Origin of the sequence: Streptomyces sp. NPDC101166, from assembly GCF_044768125.1 — a bacterium.
Classification (GTDB): domain Bacteria; phylum Actinomycetota; class Actinomycetes; order Streptomycetales; family Streptomycetaceae; genus Streptomyces.
Genome location: NZ_JBIWPF010000011.1, coordinates 267,132 through 289,520 on the forward strand (window position 1 = coordinate 267,132; position 22,389 = coordinate 289,520).

17 protein-coding genes are annotated in these 22,389 nt (G+C 73.8%); 3 read left to right on the forward strand and 14 right to left on the reverse strand.

Annotated elements, in window-relative coordinates; translation table 11 throughout:
* Position 1: 1 nt before the first annotated feature.
* Positions 2 to 1,588 carry a transporter gene (locus tag ACIRS4_RS21255; RefSeq protein WP_404198061.1) on the forward strand — a complete coding sequence of 529 codons (1,587 nt, stop codon included), beginning with the start codon at positions 2 to 4 and terminating at the stop codon, positions 1,586 to 1,588.
* 233 nt (positions 1,589 to 1,821) lie between these two features.
* Here the strand turns inward: ACIRS4_RS21255 and ACIRS4_RS21260 are convergent, their stop codons facing one another.
* Positions 1,822 to 2,757: an alpha/beta fold hydrolase gene (locus ACIRS4_RS21260; protein ID WP_404198063.1), complete on the reverse strand. Its 936-nt coding sequence runs from the start codon at positions 2,755 to 2,757 to the stop codon at positions 1,822 to 1,824.
* 511 nt (positions 2,758 to 3,268) lie between these two features.
* Positions 3,269 to 3,961 carry a metal-dependent transcriptional regulator gene (locus ACIRS4_RS21265; protein WP_404198066.1) on the reverse strand — a complete coding sequence of 231 codons (693 nt, stop codon included), beginning with the start codon at positions 3,959 to 3,961 and terminating at the stop codon, positions 3,269 to 3,271.
* 280 nt (positions 3,962 to 4,241) lie between these two features.
* Between ACIRS4_RS21265 and ACIRS4_RS21270 the strand changes: the two genes are divergently transcribed.
* Complete coding sequence (locus ACIRS4_RS21270; protein WP_404198069.1) at positions 4,242 to 4,997, forward strand: SIS domain-containing protein; 756 nt, start codon at positions 4,242 to 4,244, stop codon at positions 4,995 to 4,997.
* Positions 4,998 to 5,111: 114 nt separating this feature from the next.
* On the opposite strand, the gene ACIRS4_RS21275 is transcribed toward ACIRS4_RS21270, so the two are convergent.
* The 3 genes from ACIRS4_RS21275 to ACIRS4_RS21285 all read right to left on the reverse strand — a co-directional run bounded on the left by ACIRS4_RS21275 (position 5,112) and on the right by ACIRS4_RS21285 (position 8,632).
* Positions 5,112 to 6,566, reverse strand: a complete 1,455-nt coding sequence (locus ACIRS4_RS21275) for a PAS domain-containing protein (protein WP_404198071.1) — start codon at positions 6,564 to 6,566, stop codon at positions 5,112 to 5,114.
* 129 nt (positions 6,567 to 6,695) lie between these two features.
* Entirely contained in the window at positions 6,696 to 7,160 is a 465-nt protein-coding gene (locus ACIRS4_RS21280) for a GNAT family N-acetyltransferase (RefSeq protein ID WP_404198074.1), read from the reverse strand.
* 371 nt (positions 7,161 to 7,531) lie between these two features.
* Positions 7,532 to 8,632, reverse strand: coding sequence for a citrate synthase 2 (locus ACIRS4_RS21285; RefSeq protein WP_404198077.1), 1,101 nt, complete (start codon positions 8,630 to 8,632; stop codon positions 7,532 to 7,534).
* Positions 8,633 to 8,956: 324 nt separating this feature from the next.
* On the opposite strand from ACIRS4_RS21285, the gene pdxH reads away from it, so the two are divergent.
* On the forward strand, positions 8,957 to 9,586 hold the full coding sequence (pdxH, locus tag ACIRS4_RS21290) for a pyridoxamine 5'-phosphate oxidase (RefSeq protein ID WP_404198152.1): 630 nt from the start codon (positions 8,957 to 8,959) through the stop codon (positions 9,584 to 9,586).
* Positions 9,587 to 9,604: 18 nt separating this feature from the next.
* Here pdxH and ACIRS4_RS21295 read toward each other — a convergent pair whose 3' ends face one another.
* The 9 genes from ACIRS4_RS21295 to ACIRS4_RS21335 form a co-directional block, all read right to left on the reverse strand.
* A complete protein-coding gene (locus tag ACIRS4_RS21295) occupies positions 9,605 to 10,222 on the reverse strand; it encodes a TetR/AcrR family transcriptional regulator (RefSeq protein WP_404198079.1) in 618 nt (205 codons plus the stop codon).
* Positions 10,210 to 10,953 carry an enoyl-CoA hydratase family protein gene (locus ACIRS4_RS21300; RefSeq protein ID WP_404198081.1) on the reverse strand — a complete coding sequence of 248 codons (744 nt, stop codon included), beginning with the start codon at positions 10,951 to 10,953 and terminating at the stop codon, positions 10,210 to 10,212. Before ACIRS4_RS21300 ends, ACIRS4_RS21295 begins: the two co-directional genes overlap by 13 nt.
* A gap of 52 nt (positions 10,954 to 11,005) precedes the next feature.
* On the reverse strand, positions 11,006 to 12,136 hold the full coding sequence (locus ACIRS4_RS21305) for an acyl-CoA dehydrogenase family protein (RefSeq protein WP_404198083.1): 1,131 nt from the start codon (positions 12,134 to 12,136) through the stop codon (positions 11,006 to 11,008).
* 80 nt (positions 12,137 to 12,216) lie between these two features.
* Complete coding sequence (locus ACIRS4_RS21310; RefSeq protein WP_404198086.1) at positions 12,217 to 14,064, reverse strand: biotin carboxylase N-terminal domain-containing protein; 1,848 nt, start codon at positions 14,062 to 14,064, stop codon at positions 12,217 to 12,219.
* Positions 14,065 to 14,075: 11 nt separating this feature from the next.
* Positions 14,076 to 15,674 (reverse strand): acyl-CoA carboxylase subunit beta, encoded by a 1,599-nt coding sequence (locus ACIRS4_RS21315; RefSeq protein ID WP_404198088.1) that lies wholly within the window; start codon positions 15,672 to 15,674, stop codon positions 14,076 to 14,078.
* Positions 15,671 to 17,350, reverse strand: coding sequence for an acyclic terpene utilization AtuA family protein (locus ACIRS4_RS21320; RefSeq protein WP_404198091.1), 1,680 nt, complete (start codon positions 17,348 to 17,350; stop codon positions 15,671 to 15,673). Before ACIRS4_RS21320 ends, ACIRS4_RS21315 begins: the two co-directional genes overlap by 4 nt.
* Positions 17,347 to 18,156, reverse strand: coding sequence for a TIGR03084 family metal-binding protein (locus tag ACIRS4_RS21325; RefSeq protein ID WP_404198094.1), 810 nt, complete (start codon positions 18,154 to 18,156; stop codon positions 17,347 to 17,349). Before ACIRS4_RS21325 ends, ACIRS4_RS21320 begins: the two co-directional genes overlap by 4 nt.
* A 143-nt stretch (positions 18,157 to 18,299) precedes the next feature.
* Positions 18,300 to 19,226 carry an EamA family transporter gene (locus ACIRS4_RS21330; protein WP_404198154.1) on the reverse strand — a complete coding sequence of 309 codons (927 nt, stop codon included), beginning with the start codon at positions 19,224 to 19,226 and terminating at the stop codon, positions 18,300 to 18,302.
* 180 nt (positions 19,227 to 19,406) lie between these two features.
* A complete protein-coding gene (locus tag ACIRS4_RS21335) occupies positions 19,407 to 22,316 on the reverse strand; it encodes an FAD-binding and (Fe-S)-binding domain-containing protein (protein WP_404198097.1) in 2,910 nt (969 codons plus the stop codon).
* Positions 22,317 to 22,389 lie beyond the last annotated feature (73 nt).

The following is a 22,389-nucleotide window of genomic DNA, read 5'->3' on the forward strand; positions in this document are numbered from 1 at the left end:
CGTGACCGCCGTCGTCGTACGGCTGAAGCTGTCGCTGTTGCGCAACGGGCTGCGGCAGTCCGGGGGCCGGCGGGCCGCGTACGTCGCCTCCGCGGTCGTCGTGCTGCTGTTCGCCGTGCTCCAGTTCGTCGGACTGATCGCGCTGCGGGGGCACGCGCACGCGGCGTCGCTCGGAGTGTCGCTGGTGGCCGTGCTGGGACTCGGCTGGGCCGTGATGCCGCTGTTCTTCCCCAGCGGCGACGAGACGCTCGACCCGACCCGGCTGGTGATGCTGCCGCTGCGGCCGCGCCCACTGGTGCGGGCGCTGCTCGCGGCCTCCCTGGTGGGCATCGGGCCGCTGTTCACGGCGCTGACGCTGCTGGGCTCGGCGATCGCCGTGGCGCACGGGGCGGTGGCGTACGGGACGGCCGTGCTCGGCGTCGGACTGGGGCTGCTGGTGTGCGTGGCGCTGGCGCGGGCCGTCGCCGCGGCGAACATCCGCCTGCTGACCAGCCGCAAGGGCCGCGATCTGGCGGTGCTGAGCGGCCTGGTGATCGCGGTCGGGGCGCAGGTCGTCAACTTCGGCGCACAACGGCTCGGCACGGCCGGGCTCGGGCCGCTCGATCCGGTGGCGCGGGTGCTGGCCTGGGCGCCGCCCGCCTCCGCGATCGGCGCGGTGGACGCGGCGAGCGAGGGCTCGTACGGCGTCGCGGCGGCGCGGCTCGTGGTGACCGCGGGCGCGCTGGCGGCTCTGGTGACGCTGTGGTCGCGGAGCCTGACCCGGCTGATGACCGCGCCCGACGGCTCCACCCTCCAGGCCGCCGAGCCGTCCGCCGGGGGCCGGCGGGCCGGGCGGGACCCGAGGGCGGGCCGGGTGCTGCCGGACGGGCGTACCGGCGCGGTCGTGGAGCGCAGCCTGCGCTACGTCTGGCGCGACCCCAAGACGAAGGCGGCGTGGGTGTCCTCGCTGGCCATCGGGCTGATCGTGCCCGTCTTCAACGCGGTCCAGGGCACCGGCTCGATCTACTTCGCCTGCTTCGCCGCCGGGATGCTCGGCATCCAGATGTACAACCAGTTCGGGCAGGACACGTCCGCGTTCTGGATGGTCGCGATGACCGTGTCCTCGGCCCGGGACGCGTACGTCGAGCTGCGCGGGCGTGCCCTCGCGCTGCTGGTGATCACCCTGCCGTACGCGACGGGCGTGACCGCCCTGACGACGGCGCTGCTCGGCGACTGGGCGAAGCTGCCCGAGGCGCTGGGGCTGTCGTTCGCGCTGCTCGGCGCGATGCTGGCGACCGGGGCGTGGACCTCCGCCCGCTTCCCCTACTCCATCCCCCAGGAGGGCTACAAGAACGTGGCCCCCGGGCAGACGGGCCTGGCCTGGATCGCCGTCTTCGGCGGCATGGTCGCCGCCGCGCTGCTGTGCGCCCCGGTCATCGCGGCGACGATCTGGCTGAACGTCAGCGCCGGCGGCGACGCGTGGACCTGGGCGCTGCTGCCGGCAGGCGCGGCCTACGGAACGGCGCTCACCCTGCTGGGCCTGCGCCTGGCAGCCCCCCACACGGCGGCCCGCCTGCCGGAGATCCTCACGGCGGTGAGCAAGGGCTGAAACCGGGAACTGGAAGTCGCCCTGTACTCGGGCTCACTTCCGACAAGGGCCAAGCCCAGCCAACCCAAGGGCGCGGGAAACCACGCGACCCCACCCCCACAACCCGCACCCGCCCACCGCACGTGGGACCACTCCCGACAAAGGGCAAGCCCAACCGCCCAAGGGGCGCGGGGAACCGCGCGACCAGCCCCCACGACCCGAACCGCACCCGCCCACGAGAAGGCCCCCGTTCGCTACCGAGTGAGCACCCCTTCCAGGAACGGCTCGATCGCCGTCCGCCAGGACGCCGGCTGGTCGTAGTGGACGAGATGACCCGCGTCGGCGACCTCGGCGTACTCCCCGCGCGGCAGCACCCGCACCATCTCCTGCGCCTCCGCCCGCCCCAGCTCACCGTCGAGCCCGCGCACCACGAGGGCCGGGCACCGCACCTGTGTGAGCTCCTCCCAGTGCGCGTCGAAGACCCACGTCTCACGGGACTTCAGCATCTGCTCGGGATCGAACACGGGCTCCCAGCCGTCGGCGGACTCGTGCATCACCTCGGCGTAGAACTCGCCCCGCGCCGGGTTGGGGCGCTCCACCCAGGGATCGTCCTCGCCGAACCACTTGCGGACGTCGGCGAGGGTGGCGAAGGGGACGGGCCAGGACTTGAACCAGTCGGCCCACTCCCGCTGCGAGGCCGCGCCGAGCGCGGAAGCCCGCATGTCGCAGATGACCACGCCGGCGACGAGATCGGGCCGCTTGGCGGCGAGCTGCCAGGCGGTCAGCGCCCCCATGGCGTGGCCGATGAGGACCGCGGGGGCGAGGCCGAGCTGTTCGAGAGCGGCCTCGGCGTCCTCGACGTACGCCTCACGGGTGTAGGCGGCGGCCTGCGGGGGCTTCTCGCTCCGGCCGTGACCGCGCTGGTCGAGGGCGATGGCCCGATGCCGTTCGGCCAGCCAGCGGGCGGTGGACGCCCAGTGCGAGGCACGGCCCATCAGGCCGTGCAGTAACAGGACCCCGGAGCCCGCCCCCGGCCCCGGCCCCTTGCCCACACCTGTCGCGGCCGGCGACTGGGCCGGAATCATGAGTTCCGGTACATGGTCCGGGGGGTCGCCCTTGGGCGGGTCACCGAACTCCCAGGCGGACAGGCGTACGCCGTCCGCTCCGGTCACGTCGATGCGTCGCGCCATACGTTCTGGCACCCCCCTAGCTCCGCTGTGCTGCCGCTACCGCTGCCTACCCTCACGCATCACCCTGCGCGCCGTCATTCACTCCGTCACCCGCACATTATCGAATGCTTATTCGAGAATTGGTTCTTCCGCGAGCAACACCCCTCGTTCGAGTGACCTCGCTCAAGGATTGATCGCCCTGACCGAGGGGAGATCTTCAGCGGGGGGGCGGACCGCTCGGGGAAAACGGTCCGCGGGGAATGACCCTGAGAGCTCGGGGCTCCGGGTCAGAACAGGGGAGGACAGGCCCCGGCGCCACACGGCGCCGGGGCCCTCCTGTCGACTGCGGCACACCATCCCGCCCCCTCAGGTCATGCCTCACGCGACAGGGTGGCACGCGCGGCGTCGGCGCGCTGCGATTCGACACAGGCGATCCCCGATCCGGCGACATCCACTCGCGCCTCAACGGCCCCTGTGACACCAGAAATTGACCAAGGCTCAGCACTCGCCGACGGCCCGCGCCGACAGTGCCTCAGCGCTTGGCGACGAACACGTGGGAGGCGACGTCCGACGCCAGCTCGGCCGCCTCGCCGCCGCTGCCCACGAGCACACCGCCGGCCGACCCCGTCACGCTCACCACCGAGCCGGGCTGCACACCGGCGCGGCGCAGCGTGTACATCAGCTGCGCGTCCGTCTGGATGGGCTCACCGATCCGGCGCACGACGACGGTCTTGCCCTCCGTGCCCGGGTCGAGGTCGGCGAGGGACACCATCCCCTCGTCCAGGAACGGGTCGGCGCCGTCCTTCTCGCCCAGCTCCTCGAGCCCCGGGATGGGGTTGCCGTAGGGCGACTCGGTGGGGTGCCGGAGCAGTTCGAGCACACGGCGCTCGACGGCCTCGCTCATCACGTGCTCCCAGCGGCAGGCCTCGGCGTGGACCTGCTCCCACTCCAGGCCGATCACGTCGACGAGGAGGCACTCGGCGAGGCGGTGCTTGCGCATCACGCGCGTGGCCAGCCGACGGCCCTCGTCGGTCAGCTCCAGATGCCGGTCGCTGGCCACGGAGACCAGGCCGTCGCGCTCCATGCGCGCCACCGTCTGGCTGACCGTCGGCCCGCTCTGGTCGAGCCGCTCGGCGATCCGGGCGCGCATGGGGACCACACCTTCCTCCTCCAGCTCGAGGATGGTGCGGAGATACATCTCCGTGGTGTCGATCAGTCCGGACATACGTGCCCCTCGATTGACTCTGCCGAAGGCTGGACGGCTCCGGCGCGTGCGCTGGCCCTGACTTCAATTCTGCCGGATACCACCGACAACCGTGCCGCCCAGCCCGAAACGAGAACCCCGCGTCCGCCTTCCCCGCGTCGTATTGACACCGCACTGGTCCAGACCGCACCGTGATCCGCGACACTGCGGGCGGGCGCCGACCTCCGTCCACCGCGCCTCGCACCCCACGCATCGCCATGCACCACCACGCACCACTCGATACGGCAAAAGGGACCCTCGGATGAGCGACCGCACGCCCGCCGCACAGTTCTTCGACGCGGCGATCGCGCTGCTGCGCCGCGTCCGCGACGAGAACGCGGCGAACATCGAGGCCGCCGGCGCTCTCCTCGCCGACACCGTCGTCTCCGGCGGCCGCCTCTTCGCCTTCGGCGCGGGCCACTCCTCCCTGGCCGCCCAGGACGTCGTCTACCGTGCCGGCGGCCTCGCCCTGATGAACCTGCTCGCCGTCCCCGGCACCGTGAGCGTCGACGTCACCCCGGCCACGCTCGGCTCGGCCCTGGAGCGCGTCGACGGCCTCGCGGCCGCCGTGCTCGACACCTCGCCCGTCCGCGCGGGCGACGCCCTGGTGATCATCTCCCTGTCCGGCCGCAACGCCCTGCCCGTGGAGATGGCCCTCAACGCGCGCGCCCTGGGCGTGAAGGTCATCGGCGTCACCTCTTTGGCGTACACCGAGGAGACGAAGTCCCGGCACGCCTCGGGGACGTTCCTGAAGGACCACTGCGACCTCGTCCTGGACTCCAAGATCGCGGTCGGGGACGCCGAGCTGACCCACGACAGCGTCCCGGCGCCCTTCGCGCCCGCCTCCACGGTCGTGACCACGGCCCTGCTGCAGGCCGTCATGGCCACGGCGGCCGCGGCCCTCGCCGACCGCGGTGTCGAGCCCCCGCTGCTGCGCTCCGGGAACGTGGACGGCGGCCACGAGTGGAACAGCCGGGTGATGGAGCAGTATCGCGACCGGATCTTCTACCGCCGCTGAGCCCGCCCGCGCCCCTGACCGCCTTCACGCGGTCGGCCGGGCTCGGACCTGCGGCTGTTGTTGCTGCGCGGTTCGCACAGGCCGGTCGTTCCTGACCGCGCGTGGCCGGCCTCGTCAGGCGATCCCGTCCTCGACGCCCCCCACCGCTCCCCCGGCGCCCGCGCCCGTCGCCCCCGCGAGGTCCAGCGACGCCGCTATCCGCACGGCCACGTCCTCCGCGTACGTCGCGTCCGAGCGTTCGAAGGGGCTGCGGCCCGCGCCCCGCAGGAACGTCACGACGCCCAGGGTGCGCCCCCTGCTGCGCAGCACCGCGCACAGGGCGTGGACGGTGTCCTCGGGCCACTGACGCGTGCGTGCCCACTCGTGCGCCTCGTCCGCCGCCACCGTCCCCGCCGACGCCCGCACCGAGCCGGCCCGCGCCACGCACTGGAGGGCCGGGTGGCCGGCGGCATAGCGCACGGGCAGCCCCGCGTGGTCGGTGAGCGCGCTGGGTCCGGGCCCGCCCGAGGGGGTGGCCGCGACCCGCACCAGTCGCAGAGCCCCGCTACCGCTCCCGCCGCCGCTCGACTCGCCGTCGGCCGCGGGCGGCCCCTCGACGCGGTCGATCACGGCGTGGTCGGCGAACCCGGCGAGCGCGAAGTCGAGGTGCACGGTGGCCGCCTCCGCCGGGTCCTCGCACTCGGCGGCCGCGCGGGCCGCCCGGTGCGACTGGTTGGAGCGGAACCGCAGCAGCGCCGCCTCCTGCTCGCCCAGCTTGGCGTCGGTGACGTCCTGGAACAGCCAGCCCACCCCGAGCGGCACCGGCTCCTCCGCGAGCGGTGACGCCAGCCGCAGGAAGCCGCTCCGCCAGCAGCGCCGTTTCTCGCCCTCCGGTGAGCGCACCCCCACCCACATCTCGGCGGGGGCGGGCGGGGCGCCCTCGGCGAGGACGTGCGTCAGCGCGTTCTCCAGCTCCTCCACGCCCCGCGTGAGCAGGTCGCCCAGCGGGCGGCCCAGGACGGTCGTACGGCCCGTGCCGAGCGCGCGGGCGGCGTGCGCGTTGACGACGGCGGGACGCAGATCGGCGTCGACGAGGACGACGCCCCAGGACGCGTCCTCGAGCAGCGCCTCGCTGAGCGCGATGGAACGCTCCAGGTCGATCTGCGCGTGCACCTCGCTGAACGCGCAGTACAGGCCGGCCGGCTTGCCGTCGGGGCCGTGGACGGCGGCGGACTGGGTGCGGACGAGGACCCGGCCGCCGTCCTTGGTCAGCAGCGCGAACTCGTGCACCTGGCGGCCCGGCGCGTGCATCGCGGACGTCAGACGGCTCTCGACCTCCGCGGCGTCCGCCTCCCGGACCGCCCAGCCGGCGAAGCCGCGACGGCCCACGGCCTCACGCGCGCTCCAGCCGAGGATGCGCTCGGCCTCGCGGTTCCAGTGGGTGACGACCCCGTCGGCGTCGAAGGCGCACAGGGCCGCGTCCATCCCGTCGAGGAGGGCGGCGAGCAGGTCGGAGCCGTCCGGGCCGGGCCGCTCGGGCTCGTCCGGTCCCAACTCGTCGGTGGTCCCACTACGCCGGGAAGCACTCACCTGAACCCCCTGCAGGTTCGCTCACGTGCCCTCATTCAACTTGAACGTGACGCAGCGCACATATGGTTCCCGCAAGTTCGCGGAGGAATCGCCGCCTGCGTCAGGACCCCGCCACACCAGCGTCCCGCGCTACCCGGCCAGCCTCAGGTCGACCCATACGTCGCTCTCGCCGTCGAGCGTGTACCGCTCGGTCTCGGCGAACCCGCGCGCCAGCGCGAACCGCAGACCGTCCTCGTTGGCGGCCAGCACACATGTCTCGACCGTCCGGGCGCCGAGCTCGCGCGCGTGGGCGAGCGCGCGGTCGTAGAGGGCGGCGCCGTACCCCCGCCGGCGGTACGGGGGCAGCACGCGCGCGATGACGGTGGCCACGGCCTCCTCACCGCCGGCTGCGGGCGGGCGGACGGTCGTGCAGCCGACGAGGACGTCGCCGGCGTAGGAGTTCTCCAGCCGGTAGCGCTCGGCACGCGCGCGTACCTCGTCCAGGGTCAGGGCGGCGGGCGGCACGATCAGGTTGTGGACGTGCCGCCACTGCTCCAGCATGGCCTCGCCCTCGACGGGCTCCACGCGCAGGACATCGCTTCGAAGATCGCTCACCCCGGTAGGGAACCGCGTCGCACCCCGCGCGTCAACGCGTTCGGTCCACCGCGGGAGGGAGGACGGTCGGAGGGCGTCGCCGTCGACTTCTCGAAAAAAGACTTGAAGCCGCACCGGGCGCTTTTTTAGTGTGGTCGCACCGAGGAAAGGAGGTGGTTCGGAGCATGTATGCACACCGGACGTCGGAGGTGGCTGCGGGCTAGCGGCCCGTCGCCCCGCTTCAGTGCGGTGCCGGACCAGCGCGTGTGAGACGCGCGCAGCCGGCCAGTTCCACGCAGTCACCCGACCCGCGAGTCGCCGGTACGTCCGGCCGGCCCTCCCAAGGGAGGACCAGACTCGCGGGTCGTCTGCGTTTCAGGGAGCGGCGCCCGCTAGTGGGCGATGTCGCCGTAGCCCTCGATCTCCTGGGGGCCGCGGACTCCGGGCCCGGTGTAGCGGGCCGAGGGGCGGACCAGGCGGCCCGTGCGCTTCTGTTCCAGGATGTGCGCCGACCAGCCGGCCGTGCGGGCGCAGGTGAACATCGAGGTGAACATGTGCGCCGGGACCTCGGCGAAGTCCAGGATGATCGCGGCCCAGAACTCGACGTTCGTCGCGAGCACCCGGTCGGGCCGACGGGCGTGGAGCTCCGCCAGGGCGGCCTTCTCCAGGGCCTCGGCGATCTCGAAGCGCGGGGCGCCCAGTTCGCGGGCGGTGCGGCGCAGCACACGCGCGCGGGGGTCTTCGGCGCGGTAGACGCGGTGGCCGAAGCCCATGAGGCGTTCGCCCTTGTCGAGGGCCTGCTTGACGTAGGCCTCGGCGTCGCCCGTGCGTTCGATCTCCTCGATCATGCCGAGGACGCGGGAGGGCGCGCCGCCGTGGAGGGGGCCGGACATGGCGCCGACGGCCCCGGAAAGGGCGGCGGCGACGTCGGCGCCGGTGGAGGCGATGACGCGGGCCGTGAAAGTGGACGCGTTCATACCGTGCTCGGCGGCGGAGGTCCAGTAGGCGTCGACGGCGGCGACGTGCTTGGGGTCGGGTTCGCCGCGCCACCGGATCATGAAGCGTTCGACGACGGACTGCGCCTTGTCGATCTCCCGCTGCGGCACCATGGCGCGGCCCTGGCCGCGGGCCGACTGGGCGACGTAGGACAGCGCCATGACGGCGGCGCGGGCGAGGTCCTCGCGGGCCTGCTCGGCGTCGATGTCGAGGAGCGGTTTCAGTCCCCACACGGGGGCGAGCATGGCCAGCGCGGACTGGACGTCGACGCGGATGTCGCCGGAGTGGACGGGGATGGGGAAGGGCTCGGCGGGCGGCAGGCCGGGGTTGAAGGCGCCGTCGACGAGGAGGCCCCAGACGTTGCCGAACGAGACGTGGCCGACCAGGTCCTCGATGTCGACGCCCCGGTAGCGGAGGGCGCCGCCCTCCTTGTCCGGTTCGGCGATCTCCGTCTCGAACGCGACGACTCCTTCGAGCCCGGGTACGAAGTCGGACATCAGGCGGCTCCTCGTGATGTGGACGGCAGTGCGGTGACGGCAGTGCGATGACGGTACGGACGGTGTGCACGGCATGCGGTTGTGCGCGACGGCGGCGCCGACGGATCCACGGTCCCGTGCGGGGCTCGCGGTCCAGGGCGGTCACCCCGGTGATGCCCCGTGCGGCGTCGGGTCACCCCACCGGGGCGCATCTGCACCATATCCCCGAGTGTCACCTTTGGGGAGCCCTCACGGCACTCAGTGCCACCTCCTGTGGGCCGGCCGGTCATACGGCAGGATGACCATGTGAACGCAGCAGACGCCGCCTCCCCCGATCCCGCCTCCATGCGCAAGCAGTACCGGGCCGAGGGCCTGGCCGAGGCCGATCTGGCCGCCACGCCCGTGGAGCAGTTCGCGCGCTGGTTCAAGCAGGCGGCGGCCGAGGCCCACCTGTTCGAGCCGAACGCCATGGTGGTCTCCACCGCGGACGCCGAGGGCCGGCCCAGCTCCCGCACGGTGCTGCTGAAGAACTTCGACGAACAGGGCTTCGTCTTCTACACCAACTACGACTCCCGCAAGGCCCGCGATCTCGCGGAGAACCCGTACGTCTCCCTGCTCTTCCCGTGGCATCCGATGGCCCGGCAGGTCATCGTGCGGGGCGTGGCCCGGCGCACGGGAAGGGACGAGACCGCCGCCTACTTCCGCACCCGGCCGCACGGCTCCCAGCTGGGCGCGTGGGCCAGCGCCCAGTCCTCGGTGATCGACGGCCGTTCCGGTCTGGACGCCGCGTACGCCGCGCTGGCGGCCCGCTATCCCGAGGGCGACCAGGTGCCGGTGCCGCCGCACTGGGGCGGCTTCCGGGTGGCGCCGGAGTCGGTGGAGTTCTGGCAGGGCCGCGAGAACCGCCTGCACGACCGCCTGCGGTACGTCGTGGAGGCGGACGGCGGCTGGCGGCTGGAGCGGCTCAGCCCCTGAGCACCCGCGGCGGCCCGTTCAGCGCAGCGCCTCCGCCAGGAGCGCCGCCCACTGCGCCACCACCCGTTCGCGGCGGGCGGTGTCGTCGGTGAGGAGGTTGGCCAGGCCGAGGCCGCGGGCCATGTCCAGCAGGCCCTGCACGGTCTCGCGCACGCCGGGGCGGGACTCGTCGGCGCCGAGGAGCTGGACGGCGATGCGGTGGGTCTCGCGGCCTACGCGGGCCTCCAGTTCGGTCACACGGGGCCGCAGCTGTTCCTCGTCGGAGGCGGCGACCCAGAGGTGGAGAGCGGCTCGGAAGAGCGGGCCGGTGTAGAGGTCGACGAGGGCGGCCACGACGGACCGCCGGTCGCCTGCCGCGCCCTCGGGGAACAGGGCGCGCAGGGCGGTGGAGCGTTCCTCGGCGACGTACTCGACGGCGGCGGTGAAGAGATCCTCGCGGGTGGGGAAGTGGTGCTGGGCTGCGCCGCGGGAGACGCCGGCGCGTTCGGCGACGACGGAGACCGTGGAGCCCGCCCAGCCGCGTTCGGCGAGGCAGGCCACGGCGGCTTCCAGGAGCCGCTGCCGGGTGGCGCGGCTGCGGTCCTGTTTGGGGGCGCGGTCGCCCGGGACACGGTCGGCCGTGCTCACAGCACCCATGCGGGATCCCGTCGTTCGAGGAAGGCCGTCATCCCCTCGCGTGCGTCGGGCTGGGAGAACAGCGAGGCCGTGAGCCGGCTCATCCCGCCCGCGTCCTCGGTGAAGGCCTCCAGCACCTTAACCGTGAGCAGTTCCTTCGTCCTGGCCAGGGCGTGTGGGGCGGCCCGGCGCAGGCCGTCGAGGACGGGGGCGAGGGCCTCGTCCGGGCCCTCCTCGCCCGCGGCGGCGGTGACGAGGCCGATGCGGGCCGCCTCCCGCGCGTCGAACCGCTCGCCGGTGAGGCAGTAGCGGGCCAGGGCGCGCGGGTCGACGCGGGGTCTCAGCGGCAGCGCGATGACGGCGGGGGCGACGCCGACGCGGACCTCGGTGAACGCGAACGTCGCCGCGGCGGAGGCGACGGCCAGGTCGCAGGCGCCGAGCAGCCCGAGGCCGCCCGCCCTCACGTGGCCGTCGACGCGGGCCACGACGGGCTTGGGCAGTCGGACGATCAGCTCCAGCAGGCCGGTGAACGCCTCGGCGGGCGGCGGGTCGCGCAGGTCGGCGCCCGCGCAGAAGGTGTTGCCGGTGTGGGTGAGCAGGACGGCCCGTACGCCGGGGTCCTCGCCGCACCGCTTCAGCGCGTCGGTCAGTTCGGCCACCAGCGCGTGTGAGAGGGCGTTGCGGGTGTGCGGGGAGTCGAGGCTGAGGGTCTCCACGCCCCGCGCGCGGGTGCGGCCGATCAGCGGTGTCATGTGCGTTCCTCCCTGAGCTGCCGGCGCCGCGGACGGCGCGACCGCGAGCTGGTCAGTACGACTTGGGCAGGCCCAGGGTCTGATGGGAGACGTAGTTGAGGATCATCTCCCGGCTCACCGGGGCGATACGAGCCACGCGCGCGGCCGCTATCAGCCGGGCGAGGCCGAACTCGCGCGTGAGGCCGTTGCCGCCGAGGGTGTGCACGGCCTGGTCGACCGCCTTCACACAGGCTTCCCCGGCCGCGTACTTCGCCATGTTGGCGGCCTCGCCCGCACCGGCGTCGTCGCCCGCGTCGTACAGGCGGGCCGCCTTCTGCATCATCAGACGGGCCAGTTCCAGTTCGATGTGGGCCTGTGCGAGAGGGTGGGCGATGGCCTGGTGGGCGCCGATGGGGGCATCCCAGACCGTGCGTTCGCGCGCGTAGGCGATCGCCTTGGCGAGGGCGTGGCGGCCCATGCCGATCGCGAAGGCGGCCGTCATGATCCGCTCCGGGTTGAGGCCGGCGAACAGCTGGAGCAGGCCCGCGTCCTCGTCGCCGACGAGGGCGTCGGCGGGCAGCCGGACCTCGTCGAGGACCAGCTCGAACTGCTTCTCCTCGCTGTGCAGTTCCATGTCGATCATGCGGCGGGTGAAGCCGGGCGCGTCTCGCGGGACGATGAACAGGCAGGGCTTGAGCCTGCCGGTGCGGGCGTCCTCGGTGCGGCCGACGACGAGGGTCGCGTCCGCGATGTCCACGCCGGAGACGAACACCTTGCGGCCCGTGAGCAGCCAGTCCGGGCCGTCGCGGCGGGCCGTGGTGGTGATGCGGTGGCTGTTGGAGCCGGCGTCGGGCTCCGTGATGCCGAAGGCCATGAGGCGTGAGCCGTCCGCGAGGGCGGGCAGCCACTGCTGTTTCTGGGCTTCGGTGCCGAAGCGGGCGATGACCGTCCCGCAGATCGCCGGGGAGACGATCATCATCAGGAGGGGGTTGCCCGCGGCGCCGAGCTCCTCGAGGACGAGGGAGAGTTCGGCGATGCCGCCACCGCCGCCGCCGTATGCCTCCGGCAGGTTGACGGAGATGAAGCCGAGCTTGGCTGCTTCCTGCCAGAGGGTCCGGTTTCCCACGTCGGGATGGTCCTTGGCGAAGGACGCGACGGCCTTGCGGAGGGCTTTGTGCTCTTCGGACTCGATGAGGTCGGTCACTGTGGCTCCTTCGTGTGCGGCGTCGTCGTGGCTGGTCGGGCTCGCGCGGCGGAGCCGCATATCGATACGGCCCCGCGCCCCTAAGGGCTGTCGACCACCGCCAAGAGGGCACCGAGCTCAACCTGTTGCCCTGCCGTCACTTGCAGGGCTGTCACCGTGCCCGTTGTCGGGGATGCGATGACGTGTTGCATCTTCATCGCTTCGAGCCAGACCAGCGGTTCACCGGTGCGGACACTCGATCCGGTGATGAGACCGTCCGCGACCTTGACGACCGTGCCCGGCATGGGGGCCAGCAGGGAGCCCGGGGCTCGGTCGGCGGTCGGGGCGGGGAAGCGGGGCAGGGCCGTGAGGGTCGTGGCGTTGACGTGGACCTGGTCGCCGTACCTGGCGACCTCGAACCTGCGCCGGACGCCGCCGGCCTCCAGGACCACCAGGCCCGCGTCGGCGTGCACGACCCGCACACCGTCCGCCGCCAGGCCGCCCCGGGTGTGGTGGTAGCGGACCTCGTGCTCCTCGCCGCCCACCGCGTACCGCTTGATCTGCGGCTGTGACGGCAGGTTGCGCCAGCCGCCGAAGCGGGAGCGGCCGTGGGCTTCGGCGAGGGCCGCCGCGAGCGGGGCGTGCGGGTCGAAAGCCGGTTCGGTGAGCGAGGCGAGATGGCGGTCGTAGAAGCCCGTGTCCATGCGGGCGGAGGCGAACTCCTCGTGCCGCAGGGAGCGGACGAGCAGGTCGCGGTTGGTCACCGGACCGTGGATCGTGGCCCGCTCCAGCGCCCCCGCCAGGGTGCGGAGGGCCTCCGCGCGCGTGGGGGCGTGCGCGACGACCTTGGCGAGCATCGGGTCGTAGTGGACGCCGATCGTGTCGCCGTCGGCGTAGCCGGTGTCCAGGCGGACGGCGTCGGGGAGGGCGAGGCGGTGCAGGACGCCGGTCTGGGGCGTCCAGCCGGCCGCCGGGTCCTCGGCGTAGAGGCGGGCCTCCACGGCGTGGCCACGCGCGCGCGGTGGCTCGGCGGAGAGGGCGTCTCCTTCGGCGACGCGGATCTGCTCGGCGACCAGGTCCAGCCCGAACAACGCCTCCGTGACGGGGTGTTCCACCTGGAGGCGGGTGTTCATCTCCAGGAAGTGCGCCCTGCCGTCGGCGACGAGGAACTCGACGGTGCCCGCGCCGACGTAGTCCACCGCGCGCGCCGCCCGGACGGCGAGGGTGCCGAGCTCCCGCGTGAGCGCGTCGGGGAGGCCGGGCGCCGGGGCCTCCTCGATCACTTTCTGGTGGCGGCGCTGGAGCGAGCAGTCGCGCGTGCCGAGCGTCCACACCGTGCCGTGCGCGTCGGCGAGGACCTGCACCTCCACATGACGGCCGTCGACGACGTACGGCTCGACGAACACCTCGCCGTCGCCGAAGGCGCTCGCCGCCTCCGTGCGCGCGGCCTCCAGGGCGCCGTGAAGGTCCTCCATGCGGCGTACGACGCGCATGCCGCGCCCGCCGCCGCCGGCGGCCGCCTTCACCAGCACCGGGAGGTCGGCGTCCGTCAGCGCGTCCGCGCTCAGCGGGGGCAGGCCCATGAGCGCCTTGGCGCGCGTCTTGGAGGCCATCGCCTCGATCGCCTCGGGCGGCGGCCCGATCCAGACCAGGCCGGCGTCCAGGACCGCGCGCGCGAAGCCGGCGTTCTCCGAGAGGAAGCCGTATCCGGGGTGCACGGCGTCCACGCCCGCCGTCACGGCCGCCTTCACGATCAGGTCGGCCCGCAGATAGGTGTCGGCGGGCGCCGAGCCCGGCAGCCGTACGGCCGCGTCGGCCACGCGTGTGTGCAGTGCGTCCTCGTCCGCGTCCGAGTGCACGGCGACCGTCCGGATGCCCCGCTCCCGGCAGGTGCGGAAGACGCGGCAGGCGATCTCGCCCCGGTTGGCGACCAGCAGAGAAGCGATCACTGGAGTTCCCCTCACATCCGGAAGACGCCGAAGCCGCCGCGCGCGCCCTCGTACGGCGCGGTGTGGACGGCGGACAGGCACAGCCCGAGGACGGTGCGGGTGTCGCGCGGGTCGATGACGCCGTCGTCGTACAGCCGCCCCGACAGGAACATCGGCAGCGACTCCGACTCGATCTGCTGCTCCACCATGGCGCGCAGCGCGGCGTCGGAGTCCTCGTCGTAGGGCTGTCCCTTCGCGGCGGCCGACTGGCGGGCGACGATGGAGAGCACCCCGGCGAGCTGCTGGGGGCCCATGACGGCCGACTTGGCGCTGGGCCAGGCGAACAGGAAGCGCGGGTCGTAGGCCCGCCCGCACATCCCGTAGTGCCCGGCGCCGTACGAGGCGCCCATGAGCACGGACAGGTGCGGCACGCGCGAGTTGGACACCGCGTTGATCATCATCGCGCCGTGTTTGATGATGCCGCCCTGCTCGTACTCCCTGCCGACCATGTAGCCCGTGGTGTTGTGCAGGAAGAGCAGCGGGATGTCGCGCTGGTTGGCGAGCTGGATGAACTGGGCGGCCTTCTGCGACTCCTCGCTGAACAGCACGCCCCGGGCGTTCGCCAGGATGCCGACGGGATAGCCGTGCAGGGTGGCCCACCCGGTGACCAGGCTCGTCCCGTACAGGGGCTTGAACTCGTCGAAGTCGGAGGCGTCGACGATCCGGGCGATCACCTCGCGCGGGTCGAAGGGCGTGCGCAGGTCGCCGGGGACGATCCCCAGGAGCTCTTCGGGGTCGTACTCGGGCGGGACGGCCGGGCCGGGATCCTCGTACGCCTTGCGGTGGTTGAGGCGCGCCACCACGCGGCGTGCCTGCCGCAGCGCGTCCGGTTCGTCGACGGCGAAGTGGTCGGCGAGGCCCGACACGCGCGCGTGCATCTCCGCGCCGCCCAGTGACTCGTCGTCGCTCTCCTCGCCGGTGGCCATCTTCACCAGCGGCGGCCCGCCGAGGAACACCTTCGCCCGCTCCTTGACCATGATCACGTGGTCGGACATGCCGGGGATGTACGCGCCCCCGGCGGTGGAGTTGCCGAAGACGACGGCGACGGTCGGGATGCCGGCGGCGGACAGCCGGGTCAGGTCGCGGAAGACGGCCCCGCCCGGGATGAAGATCTCCTTCTGGGAGGGCAGGTCGGCGCCGCCCGACTCCACCAGGCTGACGCAGGGCAGCCGGTTGGCGAGCGCGATGTCGTTCGCCCGCAGGGCCTTCTTCAGCGACCACGGGTTGCTCGCGCCGCCGCGCACGGTCGGGTCGTTGGCCGTGATCATGCACTCCACGCCCTCGACGACCCCGATGCCCGTGACGAGCGAGGCGCCGACGGCGTGGTCGCTGCCCCACGCGGCCAGCGGCGACAGCTCCAGGAACGGAGTGTCGGGGTCGAGGAGCAGCTCGACGCGCTCCCGGGCGAGGAGTTTGCCGCGCGCGCGGTGCCGGGCGACGTACTTCTCGCCGCCGCCCGCGAGCGCCTTGGCGTGCTCGGCGGTCAGCTGGTCGAGCTTGGCGAGCATCGCCTCGCGGTGGGCGCGGAAGTCGGGGCCGTGGGGATCCAGCGCCGACGGCAGGACGGTCACAGCAGGACCTCCGGGATGTCCAGGTGGCGGGAGCGCAGCCATTCGCCGAGGGCCTTGGCCTGAGGGTCGAAGCGGTGCCGGGAGGCGGCGCCGGCGCCCAGGAGGCCCTCGACGACGAAGTTCAGGGCGCGCAGCTCGGGCAGGACGTGCCGGGTGACGGTCAGCCGGGCGCTCTCCGGGATCAGCTGCCGGAACCGGTCGACGGTCAGCGTGTGGACGAGCCACCGCCAGGCCTCGTCCGTGCGCACCCACACCCCGGCGTTCGCGTCCCCGCCCTTGTCCCCGCTGCGGGCCCCGGCGACGAGCCCCAGGGGGGCCTTCCTCGCGGGTCCGGCGGGGAGGGGGTCGGGCAGGGGCGGCTGCGGTACGGCGTCGAGGGCGAGGGTGAGGGCCGGCGGGGGCACCGGGACGCGGCGTCCGTCGTCGAGGACGGCCGTGTGGTACACCGTGTCCTGCGGGACGTACGCGGCCTCGAACACCCCGTAGGGGGAGCCCCTGCCGGGCGGGGCGAGGACGTGGAAGCCGGGGTAGCTCGCCAGGGCGAGCTCGACGGCCGCGCCGGTCAGCGCGCGTCCGACGACGGCCTCGTCCGGGTCGCGGACGACGAGCCGAAGCAGCGCGCTCGCCCCCTCCTCGGTGTCGGCGTCGGCGCGGTCGGTGCGGACGAGCTGCCAGTCCACCTCCTGCGGGCGCGCCTTCTCGAACACATCCCCCATCTGCTCCCGCACCAGCGCCGCCTTCGCCTCGATGTCGAGGCCGGTGAGCACGAAGACGACCTCGTTGCGGTGGCCGCCGATCCGGCTGAGGCCGACCTTCAGGGCCGGCGGCGGGGCCTCGCCGCGCACGCCGTCGATCCGCACCCGGTCCGGCCCGTCCTGGGTGAGCCGTACGGTGTCCAGGCGGGCGGTGACGTCAGGTCCCGCGTACCGGGCGCCGCCGGTCTCGTACAGCAGCTGGGCGGTCACCGTGCCGACGTCGACGAAGCCGCCCGTCCCCGGGTGCTTGGTGATGACGCTGCCGCCGTCGGCGTGGAGCTCGGCGAGCGGGAAACCGGGGCGGCGGACGTCGCCCGCGCGGAAGAAGGCGTGGTTGCCGCCGGTGGCCTGCGTGCCGCACTCCAGCACATGCCCGGCGACGACGGCTCCCGCGAGCCGGTCGAAGTCCGTCGGCGCCCAGCCGAAGTGGGCGGCGGCCGGCCCGGTGACCAGCGCCGCGTCGGTCACCCGCCCGGTGACCACGATGTCGGCGCCCTCCCTCAGGCAGGCGGCGATGCCGAAGCCGCCGAGGTAGGCGTGGGCGGTGAGGCTGTCGGGATGGCGGACGCCGAGGTCGTCCCCCTCGACGTGGGCGACCCGCACGGGGACGCCCAGGCGGTCGGCGAGCTCGCGCACGGCGTCGGCGAGTCCGGCCGGGTTGAGGCCGCCGGCGTTGGCGACGACGCGGACGCGCCGGTCGTGCGCGAGGCCGAGGCACTCCTCGAGCTGGCGCAGGAAAGTGCGGGCGTAACCGGCGCCGGGGTCCTTCAGCCGGTCCCGGCCGAGGATCAGCATGGTGAGTTCGGCGAGGTAGTCGCCGGTGAGGACGTCGAGTTCACCGCCGGTGAGCATCTCGCGCAGGGCGTCGAAGCGGTCGCCGTAGAAGCCGGAGGCGTTGCCGACGCGCAGCGGCGCGGTCACCGGACCGGTTCCTTCCCGCCGTCCGTCTTCGGCGGGCGGCCGGCGCCGGGCGGGCCCGCGAAGGCCTGCGCGACGTCCAGCCAGCGGTCGGCGTCGGGACCGTCGGCGCGCAGGGCCAGGTCGGCGCGGTGGGCGCGCTGGGTGACCAGGAGGCAGAAGTCGAGTGCGGGGCCGGTGACGCGGTCGGCGGCGTCCTCGGGGCCGTACGTCCACAACTCTCCTCCGGGACCGGAGAGTTCGACGCGGAACTCCTCGAACGGCACGGACAGCCCGTGCACGCCGAAGGAGAAGTCACGGGTGCGGACGCCGAGGCGGACGATGTGCCGGAGCCGGTCGGTGGGATCGGGCGTCACGCCCAGCGCGTCCGCCACGTCGCGGGCGTGGGCCCAGGTCTCCATGAGCCGGGCGGTGGCCATGGAGGCGGCGGTCATCGGCGGGCCGTACCAGGGCAGACGCGCGCCCTCGGGAACCGCCGCCAGGGCGTCCTGCAGGGCGGCCCGCCCGGCCCGCCAGTCCGCGAGCAACTGTGCGGGCGGTTTCCCGGCCCCCTCGTTCGCGCCGTTGTCCACGAAGTCGCCGGGCTCCGCCAGCGCCTTCTCCACCTCACGGGCGAAGGCGGCCTGGTCGGTCGCGGCCAGCAGGGAGGAACGGTCGGTCCAGGCGAGGTGCGCGATCTGGTGGGCGACGGTCCAACCGGGGGAGGGCGTCGGGAGCGTCCACTGATCGGACGTCAACTCGGCCACCATCAGGTCGAGTTCGTCGCTCTCGGCACGCAGGTCGGCTAGCACGGGCGTGGGGTCGGCCATGGGGAGGAGCATGGCAGCGGGCGGATAAACAAGCAAGCATGCTTGCATTATTTGCCGCACACGCCCACACGGGTGGGGCACCCCGACACAGGACGGCGTGCCGCACGCACGCGTGCGGCACGCCGGTCATGGAAAGCCGCGCCTCACGCCTCCGGCACAGCAGTCTTGACGCGCCCCACCTGGGTTCGCACGGCCCCCATGCTCGCGGCGACGACCAGGGCGATCGCGGCGGCCTGCGCGGCGGAGAGCGCCTGGTCGAGGACCAGGAAGCCGGACAGGGCGGCGAGGGCGGGCTCCAGGCTCATCAGGACCGCGAACGTGGAGGCGGGCAGGCGGCGCAGGGCGAGCAGTTCGAGGGTGTACGGCATGACGGAGGACAGCAGCGCCACGGCGGCCCCGAGCCCCAGCGTCACCGGGTCGAGGAGCTTGGCGCCGGACTCGGCGAGCCCCAGCGGCACGAAGAGCAGCGCGCCCACCCCCATGGCCAGCGCCAGACCGTCGGCCTGCGGGAAGCGACGGCCCGTGCGGGCACTGAAGACGATGTACGCCGCCCACATCACGCCCGCGCCCAGGGCGAACGCGACGCCCGCCGGGTCGAGGTCGCCGAAACCGCCGCCGCCGAGCAGGAAGACGCCCGCGAGGGCCAGCGCGGCCCAGACGAGGTTGACGGCGCGGCGCGAGGCCAGGACGGACAGGGCGAGCGGGCCGAGGACTTCGAGGGTGACCGCCGGACCCAGCGGAATGCGGGCGACCGCCTGGTAGAAGAGGCCGTTCATCGCGGCCATGGTGACACCGAAGACGACGACGGTGGCCCAGTCGGCCCGCGAGTGCCCGCGCAGCCGCGGCCGGCAGACGGCGAGCAGCACGACGGCCGCCACCAGCAGCCTCAGCGCCACCACGCCCAGCGCACCCGCCCTGGGCATCAAGGTCACCGCGAGCGCGCCCCCGAACTGCACGGACACACCCCCGGCGAGCACGAGCCCGACGGGCCCGAAGGATCCCCAGCGCCCGCCCGGCCCGACGCCCGCCCCCGGGGAGGCGGAGGCGGACCGGGACGACGAGGTCGACATGGCGGCGGTGTCGGAGGTGCTCACGGGCGGTCCTGGATCTCGGCTCGGGAAGAGCGCCGACGCCGACGGCGACGACACGGGGCGACGGGGCGCATGCGTTCAGCAAGATGTACTTTCAAGTCCACGGTAATGGACCAGGACAGGAGTGTGAAGCGGATTAGCCGCTGTCACTCCGTCATCTCAGATCCCGGACGCCTCGGAAGTCCCGGACGTGCCGGACATCCCCTCACCGGACGCCCCCTCCAACGCCTCCGCCAGCACCTCCGCCAGATGCCGCCCCCGTACTCCCGCCAGCTGTTCCAGCTGGGTCCGGCAGGAGTAGCCGTCCGCCAGGACCGCCGCCCCCGGGGGAGCCTCGCGCACGGCGGGCAGGAGCTGCTCCTGCGCGCAGCGCTCCGAGACCTCGAAGTGCCCCTTCTGGAAGCCGAAGTCGCCGGCCAGGCCGCAGCAGCCGCCCGCCAGCTCGCCGGTGAGGCCCGCGGCCTCGCGCAGGCGGCGGTCGGGGGCGTCGCCCAGCACCGCGTGCTGGTGGCAGTGGGTCTGGCCGACCGCCGGGCGGTCCAGGTGCGGCGGCGTCCAGTCGGGGGCGTGGCGCTCCAAGGTCTCCGCGAAGGTGAGGACCCGGGCGGCGAGGCGCGCCGCGCGCGGGTCGTCGGGCAGCAGGTCCGGCAGGTCGGTGCGCAGGGCGGCCGCACAGCTCGGCTCCAGGACGACGACCGGAACCGCCGTCTCCAGCACCGGTTCCATCAGGTCGAGCGTGCGGCGCAGCACCACGCGCGCGTGGTCGAGCTGCCCGGTGGAGACGTACGTCAGCCCGCAGCAGACGCGCCCCCGGCGGGCCGTCAACAGCCGCAGGGCAGAGCGGGAGCGGGCGTCGCCGACGGGCCGGCCGCGCATTCGCAGCGTCGGCGGCGGAACGACCCGCAGCCCCGCCGCCTCCAGCACCCGGACCGCCGCCCGGCCGACGGACGGCGAGAGATGCTCGGTGAAGGTGTCCGGCCACAGCACGACGAGATCGCCCGCGCCGGGAGCGGGACGCCTGCGCCGCCACCAGCGGCTGAACGTCTCCCGCGCCAGCCGTGGGATCGTCCGCTCCGGCGCGATGCCGCCCGCCCGTTTCACCGCCCACGCGACCGGCCCCGTCGAGGCCAGCGCGTTGAACAGCGCCACCGCGCGCGTGCGGCTCGCCCAGCGCAGCCACACCGGGAGCCGGCCCATGCTGTAGTGCGCGGCGGGGCGCCGCCGGCCCGCGTAGTGGTGGTGCAGGAACTCCGCCTTGTACGTGGCCATGTCGACCCCGACCGGGCAGTCCGAGCGGCAGCCCTTGCAGGACAGGCACAGATCCAGCGCCTCCCGCACCTCCTGAGAGCGCCAGCCGTCGGTCACCAGCTCGCCCGCCAGCATCTCGTGCAGCAGTCGCGCACGCCCGCGCGTGGAGTGCTGTTCCTCGCCGGTGACGCGGAAGGAGGGGCACATCACGGCGGGCCCGGACGCCGTCGTCGTACGGCACTTGGCGACGCCGACGCAGCGCCGGACCGCCGCCGAGAAGTCGCCGCCGTCCCCGGGGTAGCCGAAGGCCACGTCGACGGGCTCGCGGGGCAGGACGGAGAAGCGCAGACCGGAGTCCAGTGGCGCGGGCCGTACCAGCATCCCCGGGTTGAGCAGGTCGTCGGGGTCCCACACCCCCTTCGCCCGTTCGAAGAGGGCGACCATGTCCGCGCCGTACATCACCGGCAGCAGTTCCGCCCGCGCCTGTCCGTCGCCGTGCTCGCCCGACAGGGAGCCGCCGTGGGCCGTGACCAGCCCGGCCAGTTCCTCGGAGAAGCGGCGGAAGCGCGCCACGCCCACCGCGCCGAGCAGGTCGAAGTCGATGCGGACGTGGATGCAGCCGTCCCCGAAGTGCCCGTACGGGGCGCCGCGCAGGCCGTGCGCGGCGAGCAGCGCCCGGAAGTCGCGCAAGTACGCGCCGAGCCGGGCCGGGGGGACCGCGCAGTCCTCCCAGCCGGGCCAGGCCTCCGAGCCGTCCGGCATCCGGGTGGCCGTGCCGCTGGCGTCCTCACGGACGCGCCACAGGGCCCGCTGCCCGGCCTCGTCCGTCACGACCGCGGCGTCCACGACGTCCGCCGCCCGCACGATGGCCTCCGCACGCGTGCGTGCCTCACCCGCCGAGTCCCCGCCCGTCTCCACGAACAGCCAGGCCCCGCCCCGCGGCAGTCCCACAGGCGACGGCACCAGGTCGGCCGCCATGCCCTCGACCGTCAGCGGCCCGTACTCCAGCAGCCCGGCCGCGGCCTCGGCGGCGGCGGTCTCGTCGGCGTACCCGAGCACCGCGAGCGCACACGCGCGTGGCGCTTCGACGAGGCTCACGACGGCCTGGGTGAGCACGCCCAGCGTGCCTTCCGAGCCGCAGAAGGAGCGGGCCACGTCGGCGCCGTTCTCCGGCAGCAGGGCGTCCAGCGCGTACCCGGAGATACGGCGGGGCAGCTCGGGGAAGCCGGTGCGCAACCGTGCCAGCTCACCGTCGACGAGTTGCCGCAGGCCGTCCGGCGCCCCGCTCCACCCGCGCCCGAGCCGCAGCCGCTCGCCCCGCGCGGTCACCACGTCCAGCTCGCGCACGCTGTCCGCCGTCGTGCCCCAGGCCACCGAGTGCGAGCCGCAGGAGTTGTTGCCGATCATCCCGCCGAGCGTGCAGCGGCTGTGCGTGGACGGGTCGGGCCCGAAGCGCAGCCCGTGCGGCGCGGCAGCGTCCTGGAGCCGGTCGAGGACCAGCCCCGGCTGGACGACGGCGGTGCGCGCGCCCGCCTCCAGCGAGAGAAGCCGGTTCATGTGCCGGGTGAAGTCCAGCACCACCCCGACTCCGGTGGCCTGCCCGGCGATCGACGTGCCCCCGCCGCGCGGCACCACGGGCACCCCGCGCTCCCGGCACACCTCCAGCACGGCCGCGACGTCGTCGGCGTCGCGCGGGGCGACGACGCCGAGAGGGACACGGCGGTAGTTGGAGGCGTCCATGGTGACCAGCGCCCGGGAGGCGACGTCGAACCCGACGTCACCCCTGACGGCCCTGCGCAGTTCGTCCTCGAGATCCGACATCCGCCCAGCCAATCAGCCCGTCCGCACCTGAGTTCCAAGGACCATGCTCGCCCCCGGATTCTCGTCTCACCCG

Bases quoted from the DNA above. Each gene is read 5' to 3' on its own strand.
- ACIRS4_RS21260 (WP_404198063.1), bottom strand. From the start codon at position 2,757: ATGGCGCGACGCATCGACGTGACCGGAGCGGACGGCGTACGCCTGTCC.
- ACIRS4_RS21265 (WP_404198066.1), bottom strand. From the start codon at position 3,961: ATGTCCGGACTGATCGACACCACGGAGATGTATCTCCGCACCATCCTC.
- ACIRS4_RS21270 (WP_404198069.1), top strand. From the start codon at position 4,242: ATGAGCGACCGCACGCCCGCCGCACAGTTCTTCGACGCGGCGATCGCG.
- ACIRS4_RS21285 (WP_404198077.1), bottom strand. From the start codon at position 8,632: ATGTCCGACTTCGTACCCGGGCTCGAAGGAGTCGTCGCGTTCGAGACG.
- pdxH (WP_404198152.1), top strand. From the start codon at position 8,957: ATGCGCAAGCAGTACCGGGCCGAGGGCCTGGCCGAGGCCGATCTGGCC.
- ACIRS4_RS21295 (WP_404198079.1), bottom strand. From the start codon at position 10,222: ATGGGTGCTGTGAGCACGGCCGACCGTGTCCCGGGCGACCGCGCCCCC.
- ACIRS4_RS21300 (WP_404198081.1), bottom strand. From the start codon at position 10,953: ATGACACCGCTGATCGGCCGCACCCGCGCGCGGGGCGTGGAGACCCTC.
- ACIRS4_RS21325 (WP_404198094.1), bottom strand. From the start codon at position 18,156: ATGGCCGACCCCACGCCCGTGCTAGCCGACCTGCGTGCCGAGAGCGAC.
- ACIRS4_RS21330 (WP_404198154.1), bottom strand. From the start codon at position 19,226: ATGTCGACCTCGTCGTCCCGGTCCGCCTCCGCCTCCCCGGGGGCGGGC.
- ACIRS4_RS21335 (WP_404198097.1), bottom strand. From the start codon at position 22,316: ATGTCGGATCTCGAGGACGAACTGCGCAGGGCCGTCAGGGGTGACGTC.